Source organism: Achromobacter sp. T5-5 (assembly GCF_055397965.1).
This window is the reverse complement of sequence record NZ_AP027919.1, coordinates 1,146,450-1,167,128: the sequence shown is the minus strand read 5'-3', so window position 1 is coordinate 1,167,128 and position 20,679 is coordinate 1,146,450. Positions and strand designations below refer to the sequence as shown.

Below are 20,679 nucleotides of genomic sequence, written 5' to 3'. Positions count from 1 at the left end.
TAATGTACTGACGCCCATTGTCCGGCCAAGCTCTGTCCGAGCTCGCTCCAATCAGCCATAAGCATGGACAAGGATCGCCACCATGCCAGATAGCCCAACGACCGCACACCCCAAAAGAATCTTGATCAGTCTCCGCAATGACCTCAAGCTGCGCATTGCTGCCTCTTGGCCAGACATCCGCTGCAGTTCCATTTCCTCAAGGCGGACGAGCAGGTTTTGATAGGCACTGTCTGACGCTTGCTTCGTCGCATCACCGGCTGCTTTCAAGGACACTTTGAGCTGATCCAGCCGGCGTGCCACATCCGCGAAATCAGACGAGACGGCTTCGCAAATCCGAGAAGGCAGCGGCTCGATCAGATGGGCGACAGCCTGGACTCCCGAGGAGATCTCTGCCAGCCGCATATCTGTATCCAGCTTTGCAGCGGCGGTTTCGTTCTGCGCGCGCCTGATGTTAGATCCGATCTCTCCGATGTCGTCAAAAGCGCGCTTCAGTTCATTTCTGACCTGCCTGACGGTCGTTGCCGATTCTGTTTGAATACTCTCCACAACCTGAGTGAGCAACACGCCATTGCCGTGCTGAAGCGCAGCCACCAAAGGTTTGTTAACCATATCGGCAAGCATGGCGTGGAGCTCGCCGTCTGCCTTTTCAAGATCATTTTCAATCATGCGCCGTGTCCTTCAACTGCTGCTACATATTCCTTTCGATGCAAGTCTCGGAGCGCAATTAGCAAAAAGCGGCGCGCCGGCGAGCGCTCGGCTCCGATCTCGTGCGTCAAGGTGTCATCGCGGCGCCGATAGCCCTCTGCCATGTGCTGATGAAAGCCTTCACTGCGCACGATGCTCTCCTGCATCGCCTCACAAGCTGCCACATAAGCCTGCGTATGCGCCGCAAGTGCCTCTTTCATTCCGTCTTGGGCACGGCCAAATTCCTCTATTTTCTTTTCGCCTTCCTTCATGTTCCTTTCCGATACGACCACGGAATGCGCGGCGGTGTTGCTCAACACTTTGAGCCCTGCTTTTACCCATTTAAGCGTCGCAATGGTGGCAATGGATGTCGCTGCCTCGGCACTCTTATGGAGCAAGGCACAATCCTCTTCATAGCTGGATCCAGGCATCCAGGTTAGGTACATGTCGCCGCCAAATCGTCCATTCACCGCTTGCCTGAATTCGCCATACGCCTCCTCAACGTCAGGCGCCATTGACGGCCGCATCCGCATCAATTCGGCGAGCCATGTTGGCCCGTGATCACCATCTTCTTGTTCGGTCGTGCAGGTGGGATCATCGAAATCAAGACCCCGCCAATTCGAGATCAGCGCATCCTCGTGCGTTAGCGCCGCATGAAGCAACGCCCGCTTCGTCGCCTCTCTCGGCGGGTCCACCCTTACCGAGAGCGCGTCCTCGACCTGCTTGCTCAATGCCACGAAACAGTGTGACCCGGTCACGTAATTCCGGAGCCCTTCCGATCGATCGCGCTCGGCAATCGCGGCCGCTCGACCTTTCTTAGCGACTTCCAACCCCTGGCGCGCCTCCTCGATCAAGCCTTCCATCCTCACTCTCTTCAACTTGTGTTCAGTTTCAAGTCGCTCACGCTTGCGCTGAACCAACGCATTCATATCGAATGCCGCTGCCAGCCGCCGGTAGGGATTGCTGGCGGTATAAAGTCCCGCAATCAGCTCAGCCATGACTGCTGTAGAAATAATCGAGGCTTTGGAGAAATATTCTCCTTCGGCCGCGCTGAGATCGGCCCACGATTTTCCAAACTCCAAGGGGAACAAGCAGCGCTCGCCCGCCGGCGGGAGCGGCATATGGTGTGTGGAGAGTTCGCGATACAGCTTTTCACGCAACGCGCCTGCACTGAATTCATATGCCGAACCCGCATCACCGCCATTACTCGCCCGGCCCAGCCAGTCGCGCACACTGGCTGCTGAAAACGTGTGTGTGAGGACCACACGGAACTTCGCGGGCTGGGCAGCCCAGTCCCGCAAGCACTCCAGTGCCAATGCAGCCGGGTGCAGGCTGCCAAGATGATCCACCCTCGTGACTAGGAGAACGACATCTGCCACAGGAACGTATCGCTCTGCCAGGCGCTGGACGTGCTTCACCTCCGCTTGGTTCGACGCGTGCGCTCCAGGCAGATCGATGATGCTGACATCGAGGTTTCTCGATTCCACAAAGTGACTGCGCGGGATCCTCACATCCACGACATCGTTGCCCACGTCTTCACCACGCTCCATGCGGCGGCGAACAGCACCCAGTTCGGACTGCATCTCCTCAGCCGAGTAGGGGCCACACTCGCCTAGCCACCAACCCTGGTCCCGTGATTTGCCATACCGCGTCGCATGTACCGTCGCGGACTTTCCAATCTGCTGACCACCGCGCAGCACATCTTCAACATGTTCAAAGACATGCTTCTGCACCCCGAGGGTTGTAAGTATCAATGTGGTCTTCCCGACCTGAGTCGGACCATAAGCCACCATCGAAACATAATCCTGCCGAGCCAAGTCCTCTCGCAGCGACGGATGCAACTTAGCCACAAAGCCCCGATAGGCGTCGATCGCCCATTCGGAACGCCGGGCATAAAGCTCAGACCAAACTGTGCTTGGCATAATCCACGTTCCGCACAAGATTCAGCCTTGCCTTTTCGAGCTGGGCCATCGCGCGAAGCAGCGCATCATGATTGGCGACGTGCGCATTGAGGTTGTAGGCCTTGTTCAGGCTCGTCCTCAAGCGGTCTTCTACGCGCTCCATTGCATCGTCGTAGACCTCCATCCAACGATCGACGTGCTTGGCTGCAAGATCTGAAATTGCGCTGCGGATGAAGCCGCGGTGCGCCGCGTCGACGCGCTGTGCGGCTGTCGTCGCCTGATAACCGATATAGCCCAGCATCATTACTCCCCCGGCCGCCATCGATAGCGTTGCGCCGAGGCCGGCAGCTGCTACGTTGCCCCCTCCGAATATGGCCTGCACGAGTCCCGGAATAGTGTCCACGGTTCCATCGATCGCCACGTCGACTGCAAGAATGCACCCGATCGTACGGAGTAGGTTTGTCGATGCAGACTTGAACTGCGGCAGGCCATTTACCGTGGCCTGGATAAACTCGCCCAGGCTCTGCGTCTCCAGCTTCGTTGAGATGTCGCCTCCGGCCTGCGTAGCCGCAATGGCAACCGCCTGATTAATGCGCAGATACTCCATCGTGAGGGCGGGGATCAGCTTGATCGTCATGGACAGGTTTTCCTGCTCTTCCGATGAAAGGTTAATCAAGTCGCCATCCCGCTCCGGCTGTAGCAGCCGCACCATGTGAGCCCGGACTGACTCCGAATCAGACGCACCAGCGGCTCGCGCACCACCTGGCTTGTCATAGCCAAGCGCCTGTACCGGCGCCTTTCCGATCTGGTCGAACGTGCTGGTCGATGGGTCGCAGGGAATATCGAGTCGGTCGTTGGCGAGCATGGAAAGCGCGGTGAAGTCGCTCGCATGCAGGTCTTGTGCGCTCCAGCGCGAAATGACCCGATCCAGATGGATTTTTTCACGCTCTCCCGACGTTGTCGTAAAGAAACGCTTGATGTTATTTACGAACGTATTCTCGAAACCTTCCTCTTCTTTAATGTAAGCAGCGACCGCGCGCTCTTGAATTCCCGCTGCCCGCTCTTGAGTTTTCTTCGTCAGCATCTTCTCCAGTCGGCGCCGATAGTATGCTGAAGCATCGCTAAACAACTGCATGATTTCATCGCGCTGATGCATCCCTGCAGTCTGATGGACGGTTCCTCGCTGCATCAACCGATCTAGTTCGATCAAAATACGCTCGACATCGTCGTCAGCAATATCGCCCAGATCTTTTAGGCGGCACTCGAAACTCGAGGCGGCAGATCGAGAATTGGCATCGAGCGCCGCAATCAGCTTGGCCGACCACTCCGCCACGAAGGCAGAGCCGATTCCGGTGCATACGACTTGGTCAAGTTGGTCGGCCGGAAGCTTGAAGACCTCGACGGCTCTCTGCCGAAGCGCTTCGCGATCTTCCGGGGAAGCATTCTCCGTTTTACTGATCGCAACCGCGAATTCACGTCCGCCGAATTTATCGTGGGCAACTCGTTGTATTTCAAGCTGCTGACCGTCGGCAAGGCGCGTCTTGTCAGTGACAAACAAGCAGCCTAGGGCGTGCTGCAAAGTGTGGCGCATGACTTCCTGCCAGGACGCATTCGCCTCGTTCTGTACCTCGAAGCCCGGCAAAAGAACAAAGCCCGCCTGACCACCCAGAAAATGACGGGCCGGCACGTGCAGCTTGGGGTACAGCGCATAGGGATTCTCGCCCTTGATCAAACGACGAAACGCGGCCGGATCAATGCGCACTTCTTCCGTCTCACGTGTCTCGGGGTCCAGGACAATCTGGGTGGCATAGGGCTCCGTGATATCGAGCGTTTCAATAATGAACACGGGCAGATGTTCACCACGACCTTCATTGTCTTCCAGCCACGTGCCGTCAAGGCCGTAGAGCTCGCGGATGATGCGAGTCTTGCCTGCACTCTGTCCGCCCGCAACGGCCACGTAGTAATACTCGCCCAGCTCGCGGTTAATCCGCAGCTTGCGCACGCAGTGGATTATCGAATCGCGCACGCGCAACTGCTGCGCATCTTGCTGCACGTCGCCGCCAGCCATATCGCTTCGGCCCTGTCGTATAAAGTCGGCCGCATGCAGAACCCGGGCCAAAGCGAGTTCCGTCCTACGTAACGCTTCGTGTATTACGTCCTTTTCCTTCGTCATCAGGCTTCTCCGGATTGCGATTCTTTTCTGTAGATTGTTTAGGCCTGTAACCTTCTCAACTCAGGAGCTCAGCCCTATCGAGCGCAGAAAGGACCCCGACCCACACGGGCATGCACTAAGTGCATGTACTAAGATTTTCTTAATAATTTAAACATATTGCGTAACTTTTATTAACGCGAATAGCTCCGCGCGAAGTAACACCACGGGTTGCGCTGTCCAGGGGCTTTGAACTTCACTGCACCCATAAGTATCAGACGCCTGAACGGCCGGGAGCCCATGACACGCGCCCGCCCACAATCGCACCAACTGTGCAAGACACCCTATTGGTTTGACGGGGTGCGCGCCTGCTGGGAGCCACGACTACGTGTGCCGGTAGCCTAGACGCCATCTGTTGCGCGCACGCAGCGCCGCGCCTTGCCACTCACTCTAATTAATAGTATTTCTTATTCGCATTAGGTAGACTGCAGGGCATCTTGCAATCTTCCGACTCCCTTTCCCTCCCCGCGGTCGAGCAGCTGTATCGCCATCACCATGGCTGGCTGCAAGGCTGGCTCCATCGCAAGCTGGGCGACAGCGGCGACGCGGCCGATCTGGCGCAGGACACGTTCGTGCGGCTGATGGCGGCGCGCCGGCCGCCCGTGCTGCGGGAGGAACCGCGCGCGCTGATCACGCATATCGCCAAGGGCCTGCTGGTCGACCATTGGCGCCGCCGGGCGGTGCAGCAGGCCTATCTGGACGCCATCGCGCACCTGCCCGAGCCGCAGGTGCCGTCTCCGGAAACCGGCCTCATGATCGTGCAGACGCTGGTGGCGGTCGACGCCATGCTGCAGCGCCTGCCCGCGGCCACGCGCGACCTGTTCCTGCTCGCCCAGCTCGATGGGCTGACGCTGCAGGAGCTTTCCGAGCGGACCGGCAAACCCGTGATTACGGTGCGCCGCCATCTGCGCAAGGCCCTGATGGCCTGCATGACGGCTGCAGAATGACCGCGCCGGGCGACGCATTGCTCGAGGAAGCGGCCGACTGGGTGATCCGGCTGCGCTACGAACCCGCCGATGCGGTCACCCGGCGGGCGTTCGAGCGTTGGCTCGCGCAGGGCGAGGCCTATGCCCGTGCCTGGGCACGCGCCGAACAGGTGCTGGGCGCGTTCGACGCTCTGCCCGCGCCGATCGGACATCGCGTGTTGCGCGCCACCCGCAAGCGCCAGGGCCGGCGCGCCGTCCTGCGCGCGGCGCTGGGGCTGGGCGTCGTCGCGCCGGCCGGCTGGATCGCCTGGCGCGAGGCGCCCGCCTGGCGGGCCGATCTGCGCACCGCCGCGGGCGAACAACTGACACGCATGCTCGACGACGGCACGCGGCTGGTCCTGAACAGCGGCAGCGCCGTCGATGTGCGTTACGGAACCGCCGAGCGCCGCCTGGTGCTGGTGGCGGGCGAGGTGCTGGTGACCACCGGGCAGGAACAGCAGCCCGCGTATCGGCCGTTTGTGGTGCAGACCCCGCAGGGCGAGGTGCAGGCGTTGGGCACGCGCTTCTCGGTGCGCCTGGTCGACGACCGCACCGAGATCATGGTGTTCGAGCACGCGGTGCTGGCGCGCCCGGCGCACGCCGCGCCCTTGCGCATCGACGCGGGCCAGCGGGGCAGCTTCACGCTCGCCCGGGCCGGCGCGCTGGCGCCGGTGGACGACAGCGCGGCGCTCTGGGAGCAAGGCATGCTGGTCGTGCGCGACCAGCGCCTAGCTGAGGTGGTGGCCGAACTGGCGCGTCATCGCCCGGGGTTTCTGCGCTGCGATCCCGAGGTCGCCGACCTGCGGGTGTCGGGCGCGCTGTCGCTGCGCGATACCGATGCGGCCCTGCGCGCCCTGGCGGAACGCCTGCCGATCGCCGTGCAGCGCCTTACCCGGTACTGGGTCTCGGTCGGACCGGCCGACGCATGATCGGCCGCGTGAAAAATATTTTGCGTCCAGGTGATCACTTTTCCGCCGTCGTGCGGAGTAGGAAGTAAGACCGCATCAAGGGGATGCGGGCGCTTCTTGCTTGACGATGAAAGGATGAAAGAGTGATGGCACGTGTACGCGCAGCGCGGGGCAGCGGATCCCGCAAGGCATTGATCTGGTCGGCGGTCTGGTGCACGGCCATGGCAAGCGCGACGGCGGGCGCCCAGTCCGCGGCGCAGCCCGGCGCGGCAACGGCCGCGCAGGCGCGCACCGTCGCAATCGCAGCGGGTCCGCTCGATGCCGTGCTGGCGCGATACGCGGCCGCGGCGGGCGTGCAGATCGTCTACGACCCCGCCTGGCTGGCTGGCCGCCAGAGCCCGGGCCTCTCGGGCGAGATGAGCGTGCAGCAGGGCTTTGACCGCCTGCTGGCGGGCACCGGCTACCGCGCCGTCCCCACCGCGGCAGGCACCTATGCCCTGCAGGCCGCCCCGCAAAGCGGCATCGCGCAATTGGAACCCGTGACCGTGACGGGCACCGCCGAACGCGCCACCAGCGAAGGAACGGGCTCGTACGCCACCCGCGCGGTCACGATCGGCAAGGGCACGCAGACGCTCAAGGAGATTCCGCAGTCGGTATCGGTCGTCACGCGCCAGCAGCTCGACGACCAGAACCTCAACAGCCTGTCGGACGCCATGCGCAATGTCACCGGCATCACCGTCGAGACGCTCTCAAGCGGCGGCAACATGTCCGGGTTCATTTCCCGCGGCTATACGCTCGACTCGATCCAGGTGGACGGCATGCGCGCGCCGGCCGGCGCGGGCAACCTGTCGGCGGGCTTTGACCTTGCCATCTACGACCGCATCGAAGTGCTGCGCGGCCCCTCGGGTCTTTATCAAGGCACCGGCGAGCCGGGCGGCAGCGTGAACCTCGTGCGCAAGCGCCCGCTGCAGGAATTCGCCTTTGGCGCGCAGGCCAGCGTGGGATCGTGGGACTACTACCGCGCGGTGGCCGACCTGAGCACGCCGTTCGACAGCGAAGGCAAGCTCCGGGGCCGCTTCATCGCCGCCTACGAAGACCGCGGCTCGTTCGTGGACCGGGTAAGTTCGGAACGCCCCACGCTCTACGGCATCATCGAGGCCGACCTCACCCCCAACACCACACTGGCCGCCGGCATCACGCATCAACGCTCCAACATTACGCCGGCGTTCGGCCTGCCGGCCTATGCCGATGGGTCGCTGCTCGACGTGCGCCGCAGCACCAATCTCAGCGCGGAATGGAACTACATCAAAGAGGAGACCACCGAGGTCTTCGCCGACCTGGAGCACCGGTTCGAAGGCGGCGGCTCGGTGAAGGCAAGCGTGTTCCACCGCGACACCGATACGCCGACGCGCGTGACCACCTGGCCCAATAAAGCCGTCGACCCGGTCACCGGCGACACCAACCTCATCGCCTGGTCGTACCGCAATCACTGGCAGACCACCGGCGCGGACGCCCACGTGAACCAGCCCTTCCAGGCATTCGGCCGCGAGCACAGCCTGCTGGTCGGCGCCGACTACAGCTACACGCACAAACAATTCAACTACGGCGGCGGCAGCATCTTCCCGACCAATGTGTACGAGCCGGTCATCAACATGCCCCAGCCCGAGATGGAGCAGGTCAACGGCAATGACGGCCGCACGAGCGAGTTCGGCCTCTACACGCGTGCCAACATCCAGGCGACCGACAATCTGAAGGTCATCGCGGGCGCCCGCCTGTCGTGGTGGAAGAACGACGCACGCAACGCCAACCAATACTTCGGCGACTTCAGCCAGACGACGACGCGCATCTCCGCCCGCCCCTCGCCCTATGCCGGGCTGGTCTACGAGTTCACGCCGCAGGTGTCCGCTTATGCCAGCTACACCAGCATCTTCCAGCCGCAGACCGAAATCGACGCGCAAGGCAACACGCTGTCGCCGCGCGTGGGACGCCAGATCGAAACCGGCCTGAAGGGCGCATTCATGGACGGCGCGCTCAACGCGCACGCCGCGCTGTTCCAGATCGTGGACCGCAACCGCGCCATGAGCGACCTGGACAACCCGATGTATTCGGTGGCGGCGGGCAAGGTGCGCAGCCAGGGCTTCGAGACCGAGGTGAGCGGCGCGCTGCTGCCGAACTGGGACATCGTGGCGGGCTATGCCTACACCCAGACCAAATACCTCGAAGCGAACGAAGGCACGGAAGGCCTCTCGTACAGCACGATCACCCCGCGCCACGCCATCAACCTCTGGACCCGCTACCGCTTCACCCAGCCGGCGCTGCAGGGTTTCAGCGTGGGCACCGGCGTGCGCTGGAACAGCGGCAACTATCTGCGCAGCGGCAATGTGCGTTGGGACCAGGGCAGCTATGCGCTCGTCTCGGCCCAGATCGGCTATCGCTACAACCGCCATCTCGAGGGCACGCTGACGGTCGACAACCTGTTCGACCGCAAGTACTACGAAAAGCTCGGCGGCGCCTCGCGGCAGAACTACTACGGCCAACCGCGCAGCGTGATGCTGACGCTGCGCTACCAGTATTGAGGCGGTTCAGCCGGCAAGGCCGGGCGGGCGCTTCCGGGCGCCCGCCCGGCGGCGATACCACCACGTGAGTCCCGCCCATACCAGGGCCCACACGCCCAGGATCGCGGCGTAGAAAGGCCAGAAGATGAAGGCCGACACGTCGTCCCAGCCGGGCGCGGTACGCTTCAGGCCGATGGGCGCGCTGATTTCCAGTTCGATCTTTTCGCCCAGCAGCGCGGGCCCGGCCGCTAGCACCGTGAAGGTGAGATGCGAGGTTCCCTTCGCCAGTGCGGGGAACGGCGGCGCGCTCTCACGCGCCGCGCCATCGGCATGGGTTTCAGGCCAGAGCTTGCGGTAGAAATGGGTGGCGCTGGCGGCGCTGCGCGGGGCCGCGACAAGGACCACATCCAACCCCTTGCCGTCGCGCACCCGGATCCGCACCGGCTCTCCCGGGTTGGCGAAGCGCGGCGGCGCGTCCCCCGCGCCCGCCCGGGTCGAATACTCCCCCAGTTCGGGCCGCTCCCGGCCCATCGGGCCGCCGAAGCGCGCCTCCATCCACAGCGGCGCTTCGCGGATGCGATAAACCTCGGCCTGCGCGGTCTGCCCGGGCGCAAGTGTGATCGGCGTCAGCGTCGCGTCGGCGGACGGTATGTACCGCAGCATGCCCAGCGCGAACCACGCCATGGCGGCCAGCCAAAGCCCCCACCCCACCGCCAGCGACAGCTTGAAGAACGTGCGCCACATTTCGTGTCGTCCAGAAATTGCCAGCCCCAGAGCGTACGCGAAATCGAAAGCGGACATGCTGACGCGCCGCAGGGCGCTGCCGGCGGCCAAGCCGGCCGCCCTGGCCCTCAGAACGGCACCATGACCTTCAAGGTGCCGCTGTGGCTGCGCACGTGCTCGGAGAACTGCCCGTCGTACTGCAGGCGGAAGTCCACGCGGCCCGCCCGCATGACGTGCATGCCCGCCCCCACCTTGCCCACCACATCGTCGATCGGCAGCGTCGTGTCGAACGCAGCCGTGCCGGCAGGCGCGCCGCGCAGGCGGGCGCTGGACGTCCAATCGTCCTGCGACAGGAAAGACACGCCGGCATACAGGAACGGCCGAAGCACGGCGCCGTTGGACAGCTCGGCGCGTCCGCCGAATTCGATCATGGGCGACAGGCCCAGGATGAACTGGTCGCTGCCATCCACCGACAAGGCCAGCGGATTCGAGCCCGACTCCTTGTACCCCGGCATGCGGGTGTAGCTGGCATCGAAGTCCAGGTACGGCTTCACATACATGTTGTCGTACGCGAAGGTGCGAGCGGCGCGCAGGCGGGCGTTGAAACCATAGACATCGGGACGGCTGGTGAGGGTGTCCTGGTATCCCGCGATATCGATGTTGCGATCCATGCGATAGCCCCCGTAGCCGCCCCCCACCGCCGCCGAGAACACCCACTTTCCTTCCTCGCGCTTGACCACCGCGCCCGCGTAGCCGCTGTCGCCATCGCCGCGCACGCCGCCGTCGGTAGCGCGCACCTTGCTGCTTTCATAGGCCACCGAGCCGCCCACGAACCAGCCCGGGCTGACCTCGCGCTGGCCGCCGAACTGGTAGGTCATCGTGTCGTAGTCGAAGCCCGCCGTGCCGTTGCTGGCATCCTGGCTGGTCGAGCGGCCGGTGACCTGGCCCCAGAAACAGTTCTGCTCGCCCGTCAAGGCGTCGACGCCGGTGAACGTGGGGCACGACATCATCGCGCCGGTGAATTGCCCCAGGTTGGCGGCCGACTGCACGGCCGGCGCGGCCGTCACGCCCGGCGACAGGCTGGCCACGTTGTCCCGGTAGACGCCCGCCCCCTGACGCGAAGCCTGGTCCAGTTGGCCAAACAGCGGCGCCAGCGCGGCGTTGCCCCCGGCTTGCCAGATGCGCTGAAGGTGGTCCGCGACCTGCCGCTGGTTCGACTGCAGCGCCATCGACGGCGCGTTGAAGTCGGCGGCCGCCACCCGGATGCGCGTGGACTGGCCGACCTGGCGGGTCGCGTAATCAAAGACCGGACTGTCCACGGCGTCCACGCTGCCCTGGGAATCTCCCTGCACCGTCAGCACCGTCAACTCGCGGTCCGGCAGCAGCGCCGCGGCCAGCACATCGACCTTGCCATTCAGATCGCCATTGCCCTGCACCACCATCTGCGAGGCGCGCATCGCATCAAAATCCACGTCGGCACGCAGCACGCCGCCCGCGGCCTGCCTGAAATCGCCGCTCACGGTCAGGGTCTGGAATTGGCCGGGCGAGCCGATCACGATGAGCCCCGAGTTGACGACGTTGGCCTGGTAGGCGACGGCCGCGTTGGCCACGCCGCCTGGCTGAACGATGTAGTCGCAGGCGCTGCTGGAATCGCTGTTGCCGCAATAGACGTTGCCGCTGACGGTGCCGTAGGTGTTGATCGTCAGATACGACCCCGCCGCCGTCGTGGCGTCTCCGTTGAACGTCAGCGCCGTGTTCGACAGCGCGCTGAGCGACCCGCCCGCATTGACATTGACGACGTTGTTGCGGCCATCCAGTATCCACACGCCCTTGCCGCTGTTCGTGCCGCCCGCCACGCTGCCGTTGATGTTGACCGTGACGGACTGTTCGCTTTGTCCGCCCTGGCTCTGCGCCATGATGCCGGTCGAGTCCGAACCCGTGGCGCTGAGCGTGCCGCTCTGGTTCACCGTGACGCTGCTGGCGTTGCCGGCACTGCTGCTAACCGACCCCGCAAAGCCCCCCTGCGGGCCACCGGCCAGGCCGCCGCCCCCGCCAATCGACTGCGCGATGATGCCGTAGGCGTTGGCGCCCACGGTCGTGAGATTGCCGTTATAGGAAACCGACACGCTGCCGGCGGAGCTGGAATTGAACGTGGTCGGCAGGAATCCGGCCGGGTTGGTGGTGATGAGCTTGGTCGTGTCGCCCAGGATGCCGCCGCCGTCCGCGATGGACTGCGCCACGATACCGTGCGCGCCCGCGCCATGCGTGTTCAGGGTGTACTGCAGGTCCAGGCTGACCGAGCCGCCATTGGAATTGCCGCCACCCAGCACCGTCGTGCCCACACCGGTCGCGGTGCCGGACGTGACGATCCCGCCGCCGCCGCCGATCGATTGCGCGATCACGCCGATCGCGCGATCGCCATAGGTGTTCAGGTTCAGGCCGGTAGACACATTGATCGCGCCGCCCGTGCCGCCGACGCCCGCGCTGCCCGCGTGCAGGTCGAATTGCTGACTGCCGGGATTCGCGGCCGATGCCGTGCTGCCCGCCATCGCAATGCCGCCGCCCCCGCCGATGGACTGCACCACCAGGCCGTGGGCGCTCTCGCCGGTGGTGCCGATGGACGCATAGCTGCCGCCGGTCACCGTGACGTTGCCGCCCGCTCCGCCGCTGCCGCCCGTGGCCCCGGCGCGCAGCGCGCCATGCGCCAGCGGCGATCCGGTGGCCCCCATGCCGCCGCCCCCGCCGATGGACTGCATGACGATGCCCATGGCCCCGTAGCCGGAGGTGTTGAAGCTGTTGGATCCATTGCCATTCACGAACGCAACGATGCTGTTGCCCGCGCCGCCGCTTCCGCCGGAACCGCCCACCGAAATCGACACATTCGATGACGAGATGCTGGACGACGCGGTCGATGCGCCGCCCGCGCCGCCGCCTCCGCCGATGGATTGCAGCACCGCGGCGTCCGCGTAGTCACCGAAGGTATTCGTGGAAGCGCCGATGCTCGCAGCATTGGACGTGCTTCCGATCGCGCCGCCCGCGCCGCCGGCGCCACCGCTGCCGCCCACCGAAACGTTGAACTGGTACGTCGTGCCGGCGTCGCCCAGCGACCCCGACGCGTTGTTCTCGCTGGTTCCGCCGACCGCGCCGCCCAGGCCTCCCGAGCCGCCGATGCTCTGCACCAGCAAGCCGTCCGCATCCGCGCCATGCGTGGTGACATTGCCATCGCTGTTCAGATTGATGGTGCCGCCATAGCCGCCGCCGGTACCGCCGCGGCCCACCGACACGGTGCCCCGGACATCGGTCGTGCTGTCCTCGCTTTCGCTATTGACGGCAAGCCCGACCTGGCCGCCTTGCGACGCCCCGCCGCCGCCGCCGATGGACTGGACCAGCACCGCGCGCGCGCCGTCGCCGTGGGTGACGATCGTGCTGGATGGATCGACGGTGAGCGACGCCGTGCCGCCCTGCCCGCCGGCGCCGCCGACGCCCCCAACGTTCGCCGTGATGGAGACGTTGGCGTCCACATTGGGGCTGCGTCCGGTGGCGGACCCTACGCCACCCGCGCCGCCCCCGCCGCCGATGCTTTGCAGCACCAGCGCATTGGCGGAGTCTCCCCACGTGGTGATGGAGCTGCCCGCCAGGCTGAGCGTGGCATTGCCGCCGTAGCTGCCCGGCCCGCCGCTGCCGCCCACCGACGACTGCACGGTGCCTCCCACGGAGTCGCCGGTGCCGACCACCGTCGACAGCGCCGAGGCGCTGCCGCCCAGGCCGCCCCCGCCCCCGATGGACTGCACCAGCACGCCTTGCGAGTTGGGGCCATAGGTGGTGAGGATCGAGTTGTTGATGGCCGACGACGCCGTGCCACCGGCGCCGCCCGTTGCGCCGGAACCTCCCATGGCAAACGTCACCGCCACGCCGAAGGACAGGTCCTCGTCCGGAACGGCGATCGCCAGGGCCTTTGCCACGGAAGCGCCGCCCGCCCCGCCGCCTCCGCCGATGGATTGCACGACCACGCCGTGCGCATCGCCGTTGGCGGTGCCCGACGAACCGGTCGTCAGGCTGGCGTTGGTCACATTGCCCACCGCGGTGCCGCCCGCGCCCCCGTTGCCGCCGGTGCCGCCCACCGCGACGGACATGGCAAACCCGACGCTGGCGTCGTAGGATGACGCCGCGCCCCCGGTCCCGCCGCCGCCGCCGATGGACTGCGACACGATGCCGTAGGCATGGTCCCCGCCCGTATTCAAGGTGTAGCCGTTCATGCCGACGGTGGATGAACCGCCATTGCCGCCGCCGCCGCCCTGGCCGCCGATGACGGCGACACCGCTCGCCGCGCCGCCGTCCCCGCCCCCGCCGCCGATGGACTGGGCCAGGATCCCGATCGAGCCCGCCCCGCTGGTGGTCAGCCCGCCGGACTGGCTGATATTGACCGTGCCGCCGGCGACCGCGGAGCCGCCCGCGCCGCCCAATGCGACGATGCCGCTGCTGACGCCCGCCGTTCCCCCGCCGCCGCCGATGGCCTGCGCCGAGATGCCATGCGAGGACTGCCCGGCGGTCGAGATCGTCGACAGGCTGCTGATCGTGACCGAGCCGCTGGCCCCGCCGATACCCGCATCCGCGCCGGCATTGCCGAAGAGTTCGAAGTTGGCCGTGGTGGCGCCGCCGATGCCGCCCATGGACTGGCCCAGGATGCCGATGGAGTAGTCGTTCAGCGTCTGAATGGAGCCGCCGGTGGTGGTCACGGTGACTGCCCCGCCTGCGCCGCCGCTGCCGGCATTCTCGGGCGTGAAATCGATGATGCCGCTGCTGGTCTCGACGCCGCCGCCCGCGCCGCCCAGGCTGCTCGCCGAGATGCCGGTGGACTGCAGGCCATTGGTGCGGATGCTGGCAGTGCCGTCCATGACGATGTTCACCTTGCCGCCGCCGCCGCCCACCGCGCCGTCGCTGTCCTCGCGCCCGGCGCCGCCATTGCCGCCCTGCGTGATCACGTTGACGCCGGGCAGGTAGTCGCCGGACGTCGTGACCGACGACCCGCTGTTCAGCGTCACCGATGTCGTCGTGCCGCCGTCGCCGCCGCCGTATCCGCCTATCTCGCCACTGGTATTGGTGATCGTCTGCGGGCCCATGCCCCCATTGCCCCCGAGCCCGATGACGACGATCCCGCCGGACACTTTCGACAGGCTTGCGGGTTGTACCGTCGACGTGCTCGCCACGGATACCTGGCCCCCGTTCACGACGCTCATCGCGCCGAATTGGCCGCCGGTGCCGCCATTGTCGCTGCCGTCCTCGGACGTCTTGCCTACGCCACCCTGGCTCAGGACATACAAACCACGGATGCTGCTCAGTGCAGACCCGCTGACATTCACCGACACGTTGCCGCTATTGGTGATGATCGTCGGATTCGAGGCATTGGCCGCGCCGGCGCTGGCGCCGCTGCCGTTGTCCTGGCCGCCATCGCCGCTGATCGATTCGGCGCCGATGCCCCACGCATAGCGCTGCGTCGAACCGGTGACCGAGACCGCGGCGGAGTTGGTGATGTTGACGATATTGCTGCTGCCGCCATTGCCGCCGACCTGGTCGCCGGTCGCCGCATTGTCCTGGTTCCCGCCCAGCGCACCGATGCTGGCGCCGTAGATGCCTACGCCGCCATACGGCAGGTTCTGCACGCTGATATTGCCGCTGTTCGTGATCGTGACGGCGGAACCTTCGCCCCCCCGGCCGCCGTTGCCGCCGCCGATCACCGTTTCATTGGCGTTGGCGCCGACGCCGCCGACCGACGCGCCATACATGCCGAACTGCGATCCCGAGTCCGCCCAGATGCCCGGGCCGCTGCCTTGCGCGCTGGAGGTCGGCGAGTCCTGCACCGTGATCGACCCGCCGTTGTTGGTGAGGGTGATGGTGCCGCCATTGCCGCCGTTCGTGGCGTTATTGCTGGTATCGCTGGACCCCATGCCGCCCGTCAGGCGCACGAAGATGCCGCCCTGCGGCGCGCTGGGCTGCAGCACGGCCCCGTTATTGATCACCGTGTAGTTGCCGCCGTAGTCGCCGACGTTGTCGCCGGTGCCCGCGCTGGCGGTATTGATGATGCTGACCTGGGCCCCCGCCCCGCCCTGGCTGGACGAAATGGTGCAGGTGGTGGAACTCGAGGGGCTGGTAATGACCGCCGGGCAACTCAGCGCCGCGGCGGCAGGCTGCGCCATGACCAGGCCGACCGCGGTGACGGAAAACAACCCCATCCAGCCCGCCGGTCGCGGCAACGTCCGCCGCGGTTCCAGAATCCGAGCAAACGCGGCCCGGTTACGCGACGTCCGTTTGGCGGTCGGCTTCTTCATCTTCAACCCCTGTGGCAAGCCCGTAACAACAGGCCGCATTAGTTTTCTGATTAATTCTGCTCGGGGTTTTTACCACGCACATCCAAGGGCTTTTTGTCGATTCGACGAAACGTGGATTTCAGCCGGTGAAGCAGCTGCCAAGGCATGTCATCAGCAGTAAACAATCGTTTCCTACCATGCCGCCTCCTTCAACCGAAACGGTCACCATTCATGCACCACGCAAGATTCCTGCGGCACGCACTTCCCTTCTACTCTTTGCGCGTTACCACCTTGGCGGTCGTGCTTGCATTGTCGGCTTGCGGCGGTGACGACGACGGAGACGACGACAGCAACGCAGGCAACGGCGGGGAAGCCGCCTACGTCATTCCCGCCCCGCCCGCAGGTCTGGGCAAGGTCGACACCGCGCCGCTGCCGGATGCGCCCGCCTTCGTCGATTTTGCGGCCACCAATCAACGCGGCGATCCGCGCTATGCGACGCTGGACTCGAACGCTGGCGTTCGCGTGCTGGGCGGCTTCCTGGAAATCTGGGAGCCCCGCACGCGTCTGGTCGATGCGGGCGTGAACGCCGCGGGCGCCGATGGCTTCCCCGGCATCATTGCCTCTGACTGGACCGGCATTCCCGGTGACGCGACTGACGGTCGGGTCAAGAACCAGGCCGTGCATGAAGAAAACATCGACTTTGTCGTGCGCACAACCGCCAGCCGGACCGCCGAGCAGGCCAAGGCCGCCTATCTGGACGACCGCCGCGGCAAGAACTACAGCGTCACCGATGGCCTGGGCCCCTTGACCGCAGCCTGGCGCACGGCGGCTCAGCAAACCACCAGCATCAACGACGTCGCGCCCGACGCCGCCACGGTGAAGTACGACGACACCGGCAACAACACGGGCGTGTCGGGCGCCGCAAACCCGGCCTTCGGCGACGCCATCGCGTTCGTGCAGAGCATGGGCAACAATGCCTCCACCGAGCCCGGCAAGCGCTTCTACAAATATGCGCGCCCGTGGCGATGGAGCGCCAGCGTGCAGGTCGTCCCGGAACTGGAACCCGCCAAGAGTTCTTCCCCCGCCACGGACGGCGGCTACCCCAGCGGCCACACCGCCGAATCCGTGCGCAATGCCATTGCCATGGCCTATCTGGTGCCCGAGCGCTTCCAGGAACTCGTGGCGCGCGGCGTTGAATTGGGTGAAAGCCGGATCATCGCCGGCATGCACTCGCCGCTGGATGTCATGAGCGGCCGCATCCTGGGCCAGGCCTCGGCGACAGGCAACATCTTCGCCGCCAGCGAAGGCACGCGTGCCGTTGCGTACGCGCAGGCCCGCCAGACCCTGATGGCCGCAGTGGGCGCCAGCACGCCCGAAGCGTTCCTGGCCTTCGCGCATTCGAAAGACCTCAGCGAAGACCGGTTTGCCGATCATGACGCCAACAAGGCCGAATACCGCCGCCGCCTGACGTTCAGCTTCACGCAGATCGGCGACACGGGCAAACCGGCCGTGGTGCCCAAGGGCGCGGAAGTGATATTGGAAACCCGCCAGCCGTACCTGAACAACGACCAACGCCGGGTTGTCCTGAAAACCACCGCACTGCCTTCCGGCTATCCCATTCTTGATGACGCGGAAGGCTTTGGCCGCATGAACCTGTTTGCGGCCGCCGACGGCTACGGCGCATTCAATGGCGATGTGGATGTCACCATGAACGCCAGCCTCGGCGGCTTCAATGCGTTGGACGTGTGGCGCAACGACATCAGCGGCGCGGGAAAGCTGACCAAGAGCGGCACCGGCACGTTGGCCATGGCGGGCGCAAACACCTATTCGGGCGGCACCGTGATCGCTTCGGGATCCCTGCGCGCCGATTCGGACAAGGCATTGGGTACCGGCGCGGTCTACATCAGCGCTGGTGTGCTGGTACTGAACGCAGAAGAGGCCGTCCAGGTTCAGGGAAGTTATACCCAGACGTCCGCAGGCACGCTTGAAGCCCATGTCGGCGACGATGAAGCGGGCCAAATGGCGGTCAGTTCCGATGCCGCGCTGGCTGGCCAGCTGAACATCGCGTTCCGTCCGGGCTACACGGCCACGGCCGGCTCGACGATCACGGTGTTGCGAGCCACCAAGGTGCACGGCAAGTTCGATGGCATCACTGTCAAGGGCTTCAAGGCAACGCCGATCTACAACGCGGACAGCGTGCAGGTCCGTCTGGACGCCGCGGGCTGATTTGGGATTGGCCCGATTTGGGTTGACCTGATTTGGGTTGACCTGATTCTTAAGCGATAGGACCGACGGCAACTAGGCGGGGGCACCCGCCTGGTTGCCGTTTTTCCGTTCAGCCGCGATTGCTGCCCTCAGCCAATCCAATCCCTGCCTAATCGGCCACGCCCATCGTCACCAGCTGCGCGTGGAAAGCCGCAACGCTGCGGTTGCGGGGCTCATGCCGGCTAACCAGCCCCAACGGCGGGAGGGTACTGGCCACTGTGCAGTCCAACCTGCGCAGCGCCCCTGCATCCAGCGCCTCACGCACGAAACTGAGCGGTCCCATCATTAGCGCGTTGCTGGCCCTCAGGTAATGCACCATGGCCGCCAACGAGCGCGTGCTCAGGGGCTGAAGCGCGGGCAGCGCGCCGCAATCGGCGAATAAGGCTTCAAAGGCTTTATGCGTCTGGCTGTCCGGCGGCGGACTGGCCCACGGGAAATCCAGCAGATCGACCGGTCGCAGGTGTCGACGCTTCGCCAGAGGATGACTGGGGCCAGAGGCCACGACGCAGACATCGGCCAGCAAGGCCTGAAACCGCGAATCGGGCGCCAGTTGAGCCGGTTCGCGCGCCACCAGCATATCCAGCTCGCCGTCCGCATAGCGTCCAAGCAGCACGGGCAGCGCGTCTTCGAACAGCTCCAGCCGCACTTGGGGCTGGGCCGAGAAAAGCGCCGGCAACGCGGGGTTGATGACCCCGGTAATGCCCGCCGTAATGGCGCCCACTCTTACCGTCCCTTCAAAACCGGCCCCCGCCGCCGCCAGCGACTCCGCACAACCCGTCAGATTGTTCATCACACTACGCAGCAGGGGTAGCAGGTCGCGACAGGCAAAGGTAGGCCGCATGCCGCGCGCGTGCCGCTCGAACAGGCGCGTCTCCAGCGCGCGCTCGACCTCCAGCAGCATTTTCGTCGCGGCGGATTGGCTCAGGCCGATCTGCGCCGCCGCATGCTGCACGCTGCCCAGCTCGGCCACCAGCACGATCAATTGCAAATGACGCAATCGCGTGCGCGCAACCAGACGATTGAAGAGGGTTGCCGCGGACGAGCGGTCGCTGGTTGATGGGCTGAGCATGAATCTACCTATTCCGATCTGGCATAGCTACTTGTGATATTTCACTTTTCAAGTATAGCTATTCAAGGCGCAATACCAACCTCATACCAATACTTCAAGGGGTTTTCCGATGTCGCATTTCCTACGGGGCGCGCGCCTAGGCGCCGCCCTCTGCGCTGCGCTGGTCCTGAATGCAACGGCAGCGGCCGCCGAGACAACAACGTGGCCCGACAAGCCCGTCACGTTCATCATTCCGTTCCCGGCCGGAGGATCCATCGACGCGGTAATGCGGGCGATTTCTCCGCAATTGAGTGAACGACTGGGCCAGACGGTCGTGATCGAAAACGTGGGCGGAGCCAGCGGCTCGATTGGCGCGGGGCGCGTCGCCCAAGCCAAGCCTGACGGCACGACACTGCTGGCCGGCAGCATCAACGACGTGGTCTTGCAGCCGCTGGTCAACAGCCACCTGCGCTATGGCACCGACGACTTCGAACCCGTCTCGCTCGTCTTCACGTCGCCGGTGATCCTGGTCGCCCGCAAGGACTTGCCGCAATCGAACATCGACGAGGTCGTGCGGGCGCTGCGCGCCGACCCGGAAAGCCTGAGCTATGGCAGTCCGGGGCAAGGCACGTTCCAGCATGTCGTCATTGAAGATCTGCAGCGCCGCACCACCACAAAGATGCTGCACGTGCCCTACAAGGGCGCTGCGCCGCTGGTCAACGACCTGCTGGGCGGCCAGATCGACATGGCGGTCATGGCGCCGCCCACCGCCTTGCCGCATTTGCAGCAGGGTCGCATCAAATCCCTGGGCGTGATCAGCGGCCAACGGCTGTCGGCCTACCCTGACCTGCCCACCATCAATGAAAGTGGCGCCGTGCAAGGCATGGAAATGACCGGCTGGGTGGGCGTGCTGGCGCCCAAGGGCGTACCGCCCGAGCGCCTGCAACGCGTGCGCGACGCGCTGGCCGCCGTCATGGAAACCCCTGCCGTGCGCGAGCGTGTGCAGGCGATGGGCATGGAGTCGGCAACGTCCTACAGCAAGGCCAGCTTCGATACCCGCATACGCGATGATCTCTCCGTCCTGCGCGCCTTGAATCTCACCATCCAACCTTGAGG

At 65.1% G+C, this 20,679-nt stretch carries 11 protein-coding genes; 5 read left to right on the top strand and 6 right to left on the bottom strand.

Annotation, left to right across the window (positions count from 1 at the left end):
• Nucleotides 1-51 precede the first annotated feature (51 nt).
• The 3 genes from ACZ50Q_RS05240 to ACZ50Q_RS05230 are packed head-to-tail and all read right to left on the bottom strand — an operon-like array spanning nt 52 to nt 4,758.
• Nucleotides 52-666 carry a hypothetical protein gene (locus ACZ50Q_RS05240; RefSeq protein WP_464080788.1) on the bottom strand — a complete coding sequence of 205 codons (615 nt, stop codon included), beginning with the start codon at nt 664-666 and terminating at the stop codon, nt 52-54.
• On the bottom strand, nt 663-2,606 hold the full coding sequence (locus ACZ50Q_RS05235) for a hypothetical protein (RefSeq protein ID WP_464080787.1): 1,944 nt from the start codon (nt 2,604-2,606) through the stop codon (nt 663-665). The genes ACZ50Q_RS05240 and ACZ50Q_RS05235 overlap by 4 nt, the downstream gene beginning before the upstream one ends.
• Complete coding sequence (locus ACZ50Q_RS05230; RefSeq protein ID WP_464080786.1) at nt 2,584-4,758, bottom strand: hypothetical protein; 2,175 nt, start codon at nt 4,756-4,758, stop codon at nt 2,584-2,586. The genes ACZ50Q_RS05235 and ACZ50Q_RS05230 overlap by 23 nt, the downstream gene beginning before the upstream one ends.
• Nucleotides 4,759-5,231: 473 nt before the next feature.
• Here ACZ50Q_RS05230 and ACZ50Q_RS05225 point away from each other — a divergent pair, with 473 nt between their 5' ends.
• The 3 genes from ACZ50Q_RS05225 (at nt 5,232) to ACZ50Q_RS05215 (ending at nt 9,243) form a co-directional block, all read left to right on the top strand.
• Nucleotides 5,232-5,741 (top strand): sigma-70 family RNA polymerase sigma factor, encoded by a 510-nt coding sequence (locus ACZ50Q_RS05225; RefSeq protein WP_076516578.1) that lies wholly within the window; start codon nt 5,232-5,234, stop codon nt 5,739-5,741.
• Nucleotides 5,738-6,688: a FecR domain-containing protein gene (locus ACZ50Q_RS05220; protein ID WP_464080785.1), complete on the top strand. Its 951-nt coding sequence runs from the start codon at nt 5,738-5,740 to the stop codon at nt 6,686-6,688. The genes ACZ50Q_RS05225 and ACZ50Q_RS05220 overlap by 4 nt, the downstream gene beginning before the upstream one ends.
• Before the next feature lie 125 nt (nt 6,689-6,813).
• Nucleotides 6,814-9,243, top strand: coding sequence for a TonB-dependent siderophore receptor (locus tag ACZ50Q_RS05215; protein ID WP_464080784.1), 2,430 nt, complete (start codon nt 6,814-6,816; stop codon nt 9,241-9,243).
• A 6-nt stretch (nt 9,244-9,249) separates the two neighbouring features.
• Here ACZ50Q_RS05215 and ACZ50Q_RS05210 read toward each other — a convergent pair whose 3' ends face one another.
• Together ACZ50Q_RS05210 and ACZ50Q_RS05205 are read right to left on the bottom strand one after the other, a co-directional pair.
• The gene (locus tag ACZ50Q_RS05210) at nt 9,250-10,023 is read right to left on the bottom strand and encodes a hypothetical protein (protein WP_464080783.1); all 774 of its coding nucleotides are present in this window, start codon (nt 10,021-10,023) and stop codon (nt 9,250-9,252) included.
• A gap of 50 nt (nt 10,024-10,073) precedes the next feature.
• Complete coding sequence (locus ACZ50Q_RS05205; protein ID WP_464080782.1) at nt 10,074-16,175, bottom strand: autotransporter outer membrane beta-barrel domain-containing protein; 6,102 nt, start codon at nt 16,173-16,175, stop codon at nt 10,074-10,076.
• 306 nt (nt 16,176-16,481) lie between these two features.
• On the opposite strand from ACZ50Q_RS05205, the gene ACZ50Q_RS05200 reads away from it, so the two are divergent.
• Nucleotides 16,482-18,476, top strand: coding sequence for an acid phosphatase (locus tag ACZ50Q_RS05200; RefSeq protein ID WP_464081952.1), 1,995 nt, complete (start codon nt 16,482-16,484; stop codon nt 18,474-18,476).
• 148 nt (nt 18,477-18,624) lie between these two features.
• Here the strand turns inward: ACZ50Q_RS05200 and ACZ50Q_RS05195 are convergent, their stop codons facing one another.
• Entirely contained in the window at nt 18,625-19,584 is a 960-nt protein-coding gene (locus ACZ50Q_RS05195; RefSeq protein WP_464080781.1) for a LysR family transcriptional regulator, read from the bottom strand.
• Between the two features lie 109 nt (nt 19,585-19,693).
• Between ACZ50Q_RS05195 and ACZ50Q_RS05190 the strand changes: the two genes are divergently transcribed.
• Nucleotides 19,694-20,677, top strand: a complete 984-nt coding sequence (locus ACZ50Q_RS05190; RefSeq protein WP_464080780.1) for a Bug family tripartite tricarboxylate transporter substrate binding protein — start codon at nt 19,694-19,696, stop codon at nt 20,675-20,677.
• Nucleotides 20,678-20,679: the final 2 nt, after the last annotated feature.

What these genes read in the sequence shown, in the direction of transcription:
- ACZ50Q_RS05240 (WP_464080788.1), bottom strand. Translation starts at nt 666, where the DNA reads ATGATTGAAAATGATCTTGAAAAGGCAGACGGCGAGCTCCACGCCATG.
- ACZ50Q_RS05235 (WP_464080787.1), bottom strand. Translation starts at nt 2,606, where the DNA reads ATGCCAAGCACAGTTTGGTCTGAGCTTTATGCCCGGCGTTCCGAATGG.
- ACZ50Q_RS05230 (WP_464080786.1), bottom strand. Translation starts at nt 4,758, where the DNA reads ATGACGAAGGAAAAGGACGTAATACACGAAGCGTTACGTAGGACGGAA.
- ACZ50Q_RS05220 (WP_464080785.1), top strand. Translation starts at nt 5,738, where the DNA reads ATGACCGCGCCGGGCGACGCATTGCTCGAGGAAGCGGCCGACTGGGTG.
- ACZ50Q_RS05215 (WP_464080784.1), top strand. Translation starts at nt 6,814, where the DNA reads ATGGCACGTGTACGCGCAGCGCGGGGCAGCGGATCCCGCAAGGCATTG.
- ACZ50Q_RS05210 (WP_464080783.1), bottom strand. Translation starts at nt 10,023, where the DNA reads ATGTCCGCTTTCGATTTCGCGTACGCTCTGGGGCTGGCAATTTCTGGA.
- ACZ50Q_RS05205 (WP_464080782.1), bottom strand. Translation starts at nt 16,175, where the DNA reads ATGGGGTTGTTTTCCGTCACCGCGGTCGGCCTGGTCATGGCGCAGCCT.
- ACZ50Q_RS05200 (WP_464081952.1), top strand. Translation starts at nt 16,482, where the DNA reads ATGCACCACGCAAGATTCCTGCGGCACGCACTTCCCTTCTACTCTTTG.
- ACZ50Q_RS05195 (WP_464080781.1), bottom strand. Translation starts at nt 19,584, where the DNA reads ATGCTCAGCCCATCAACCAGCGACCGCTCGTCCGCGGCAACCCTCTTC.
- ACZ50Q_RS05190 (WP_464080780.1), top strand. Translation starts at nt 19,694, where the DNA reads ATGTCGCATTTCCTACGGGGCGCGCGCCTAGGCGCCGCCCTCTGCGCT.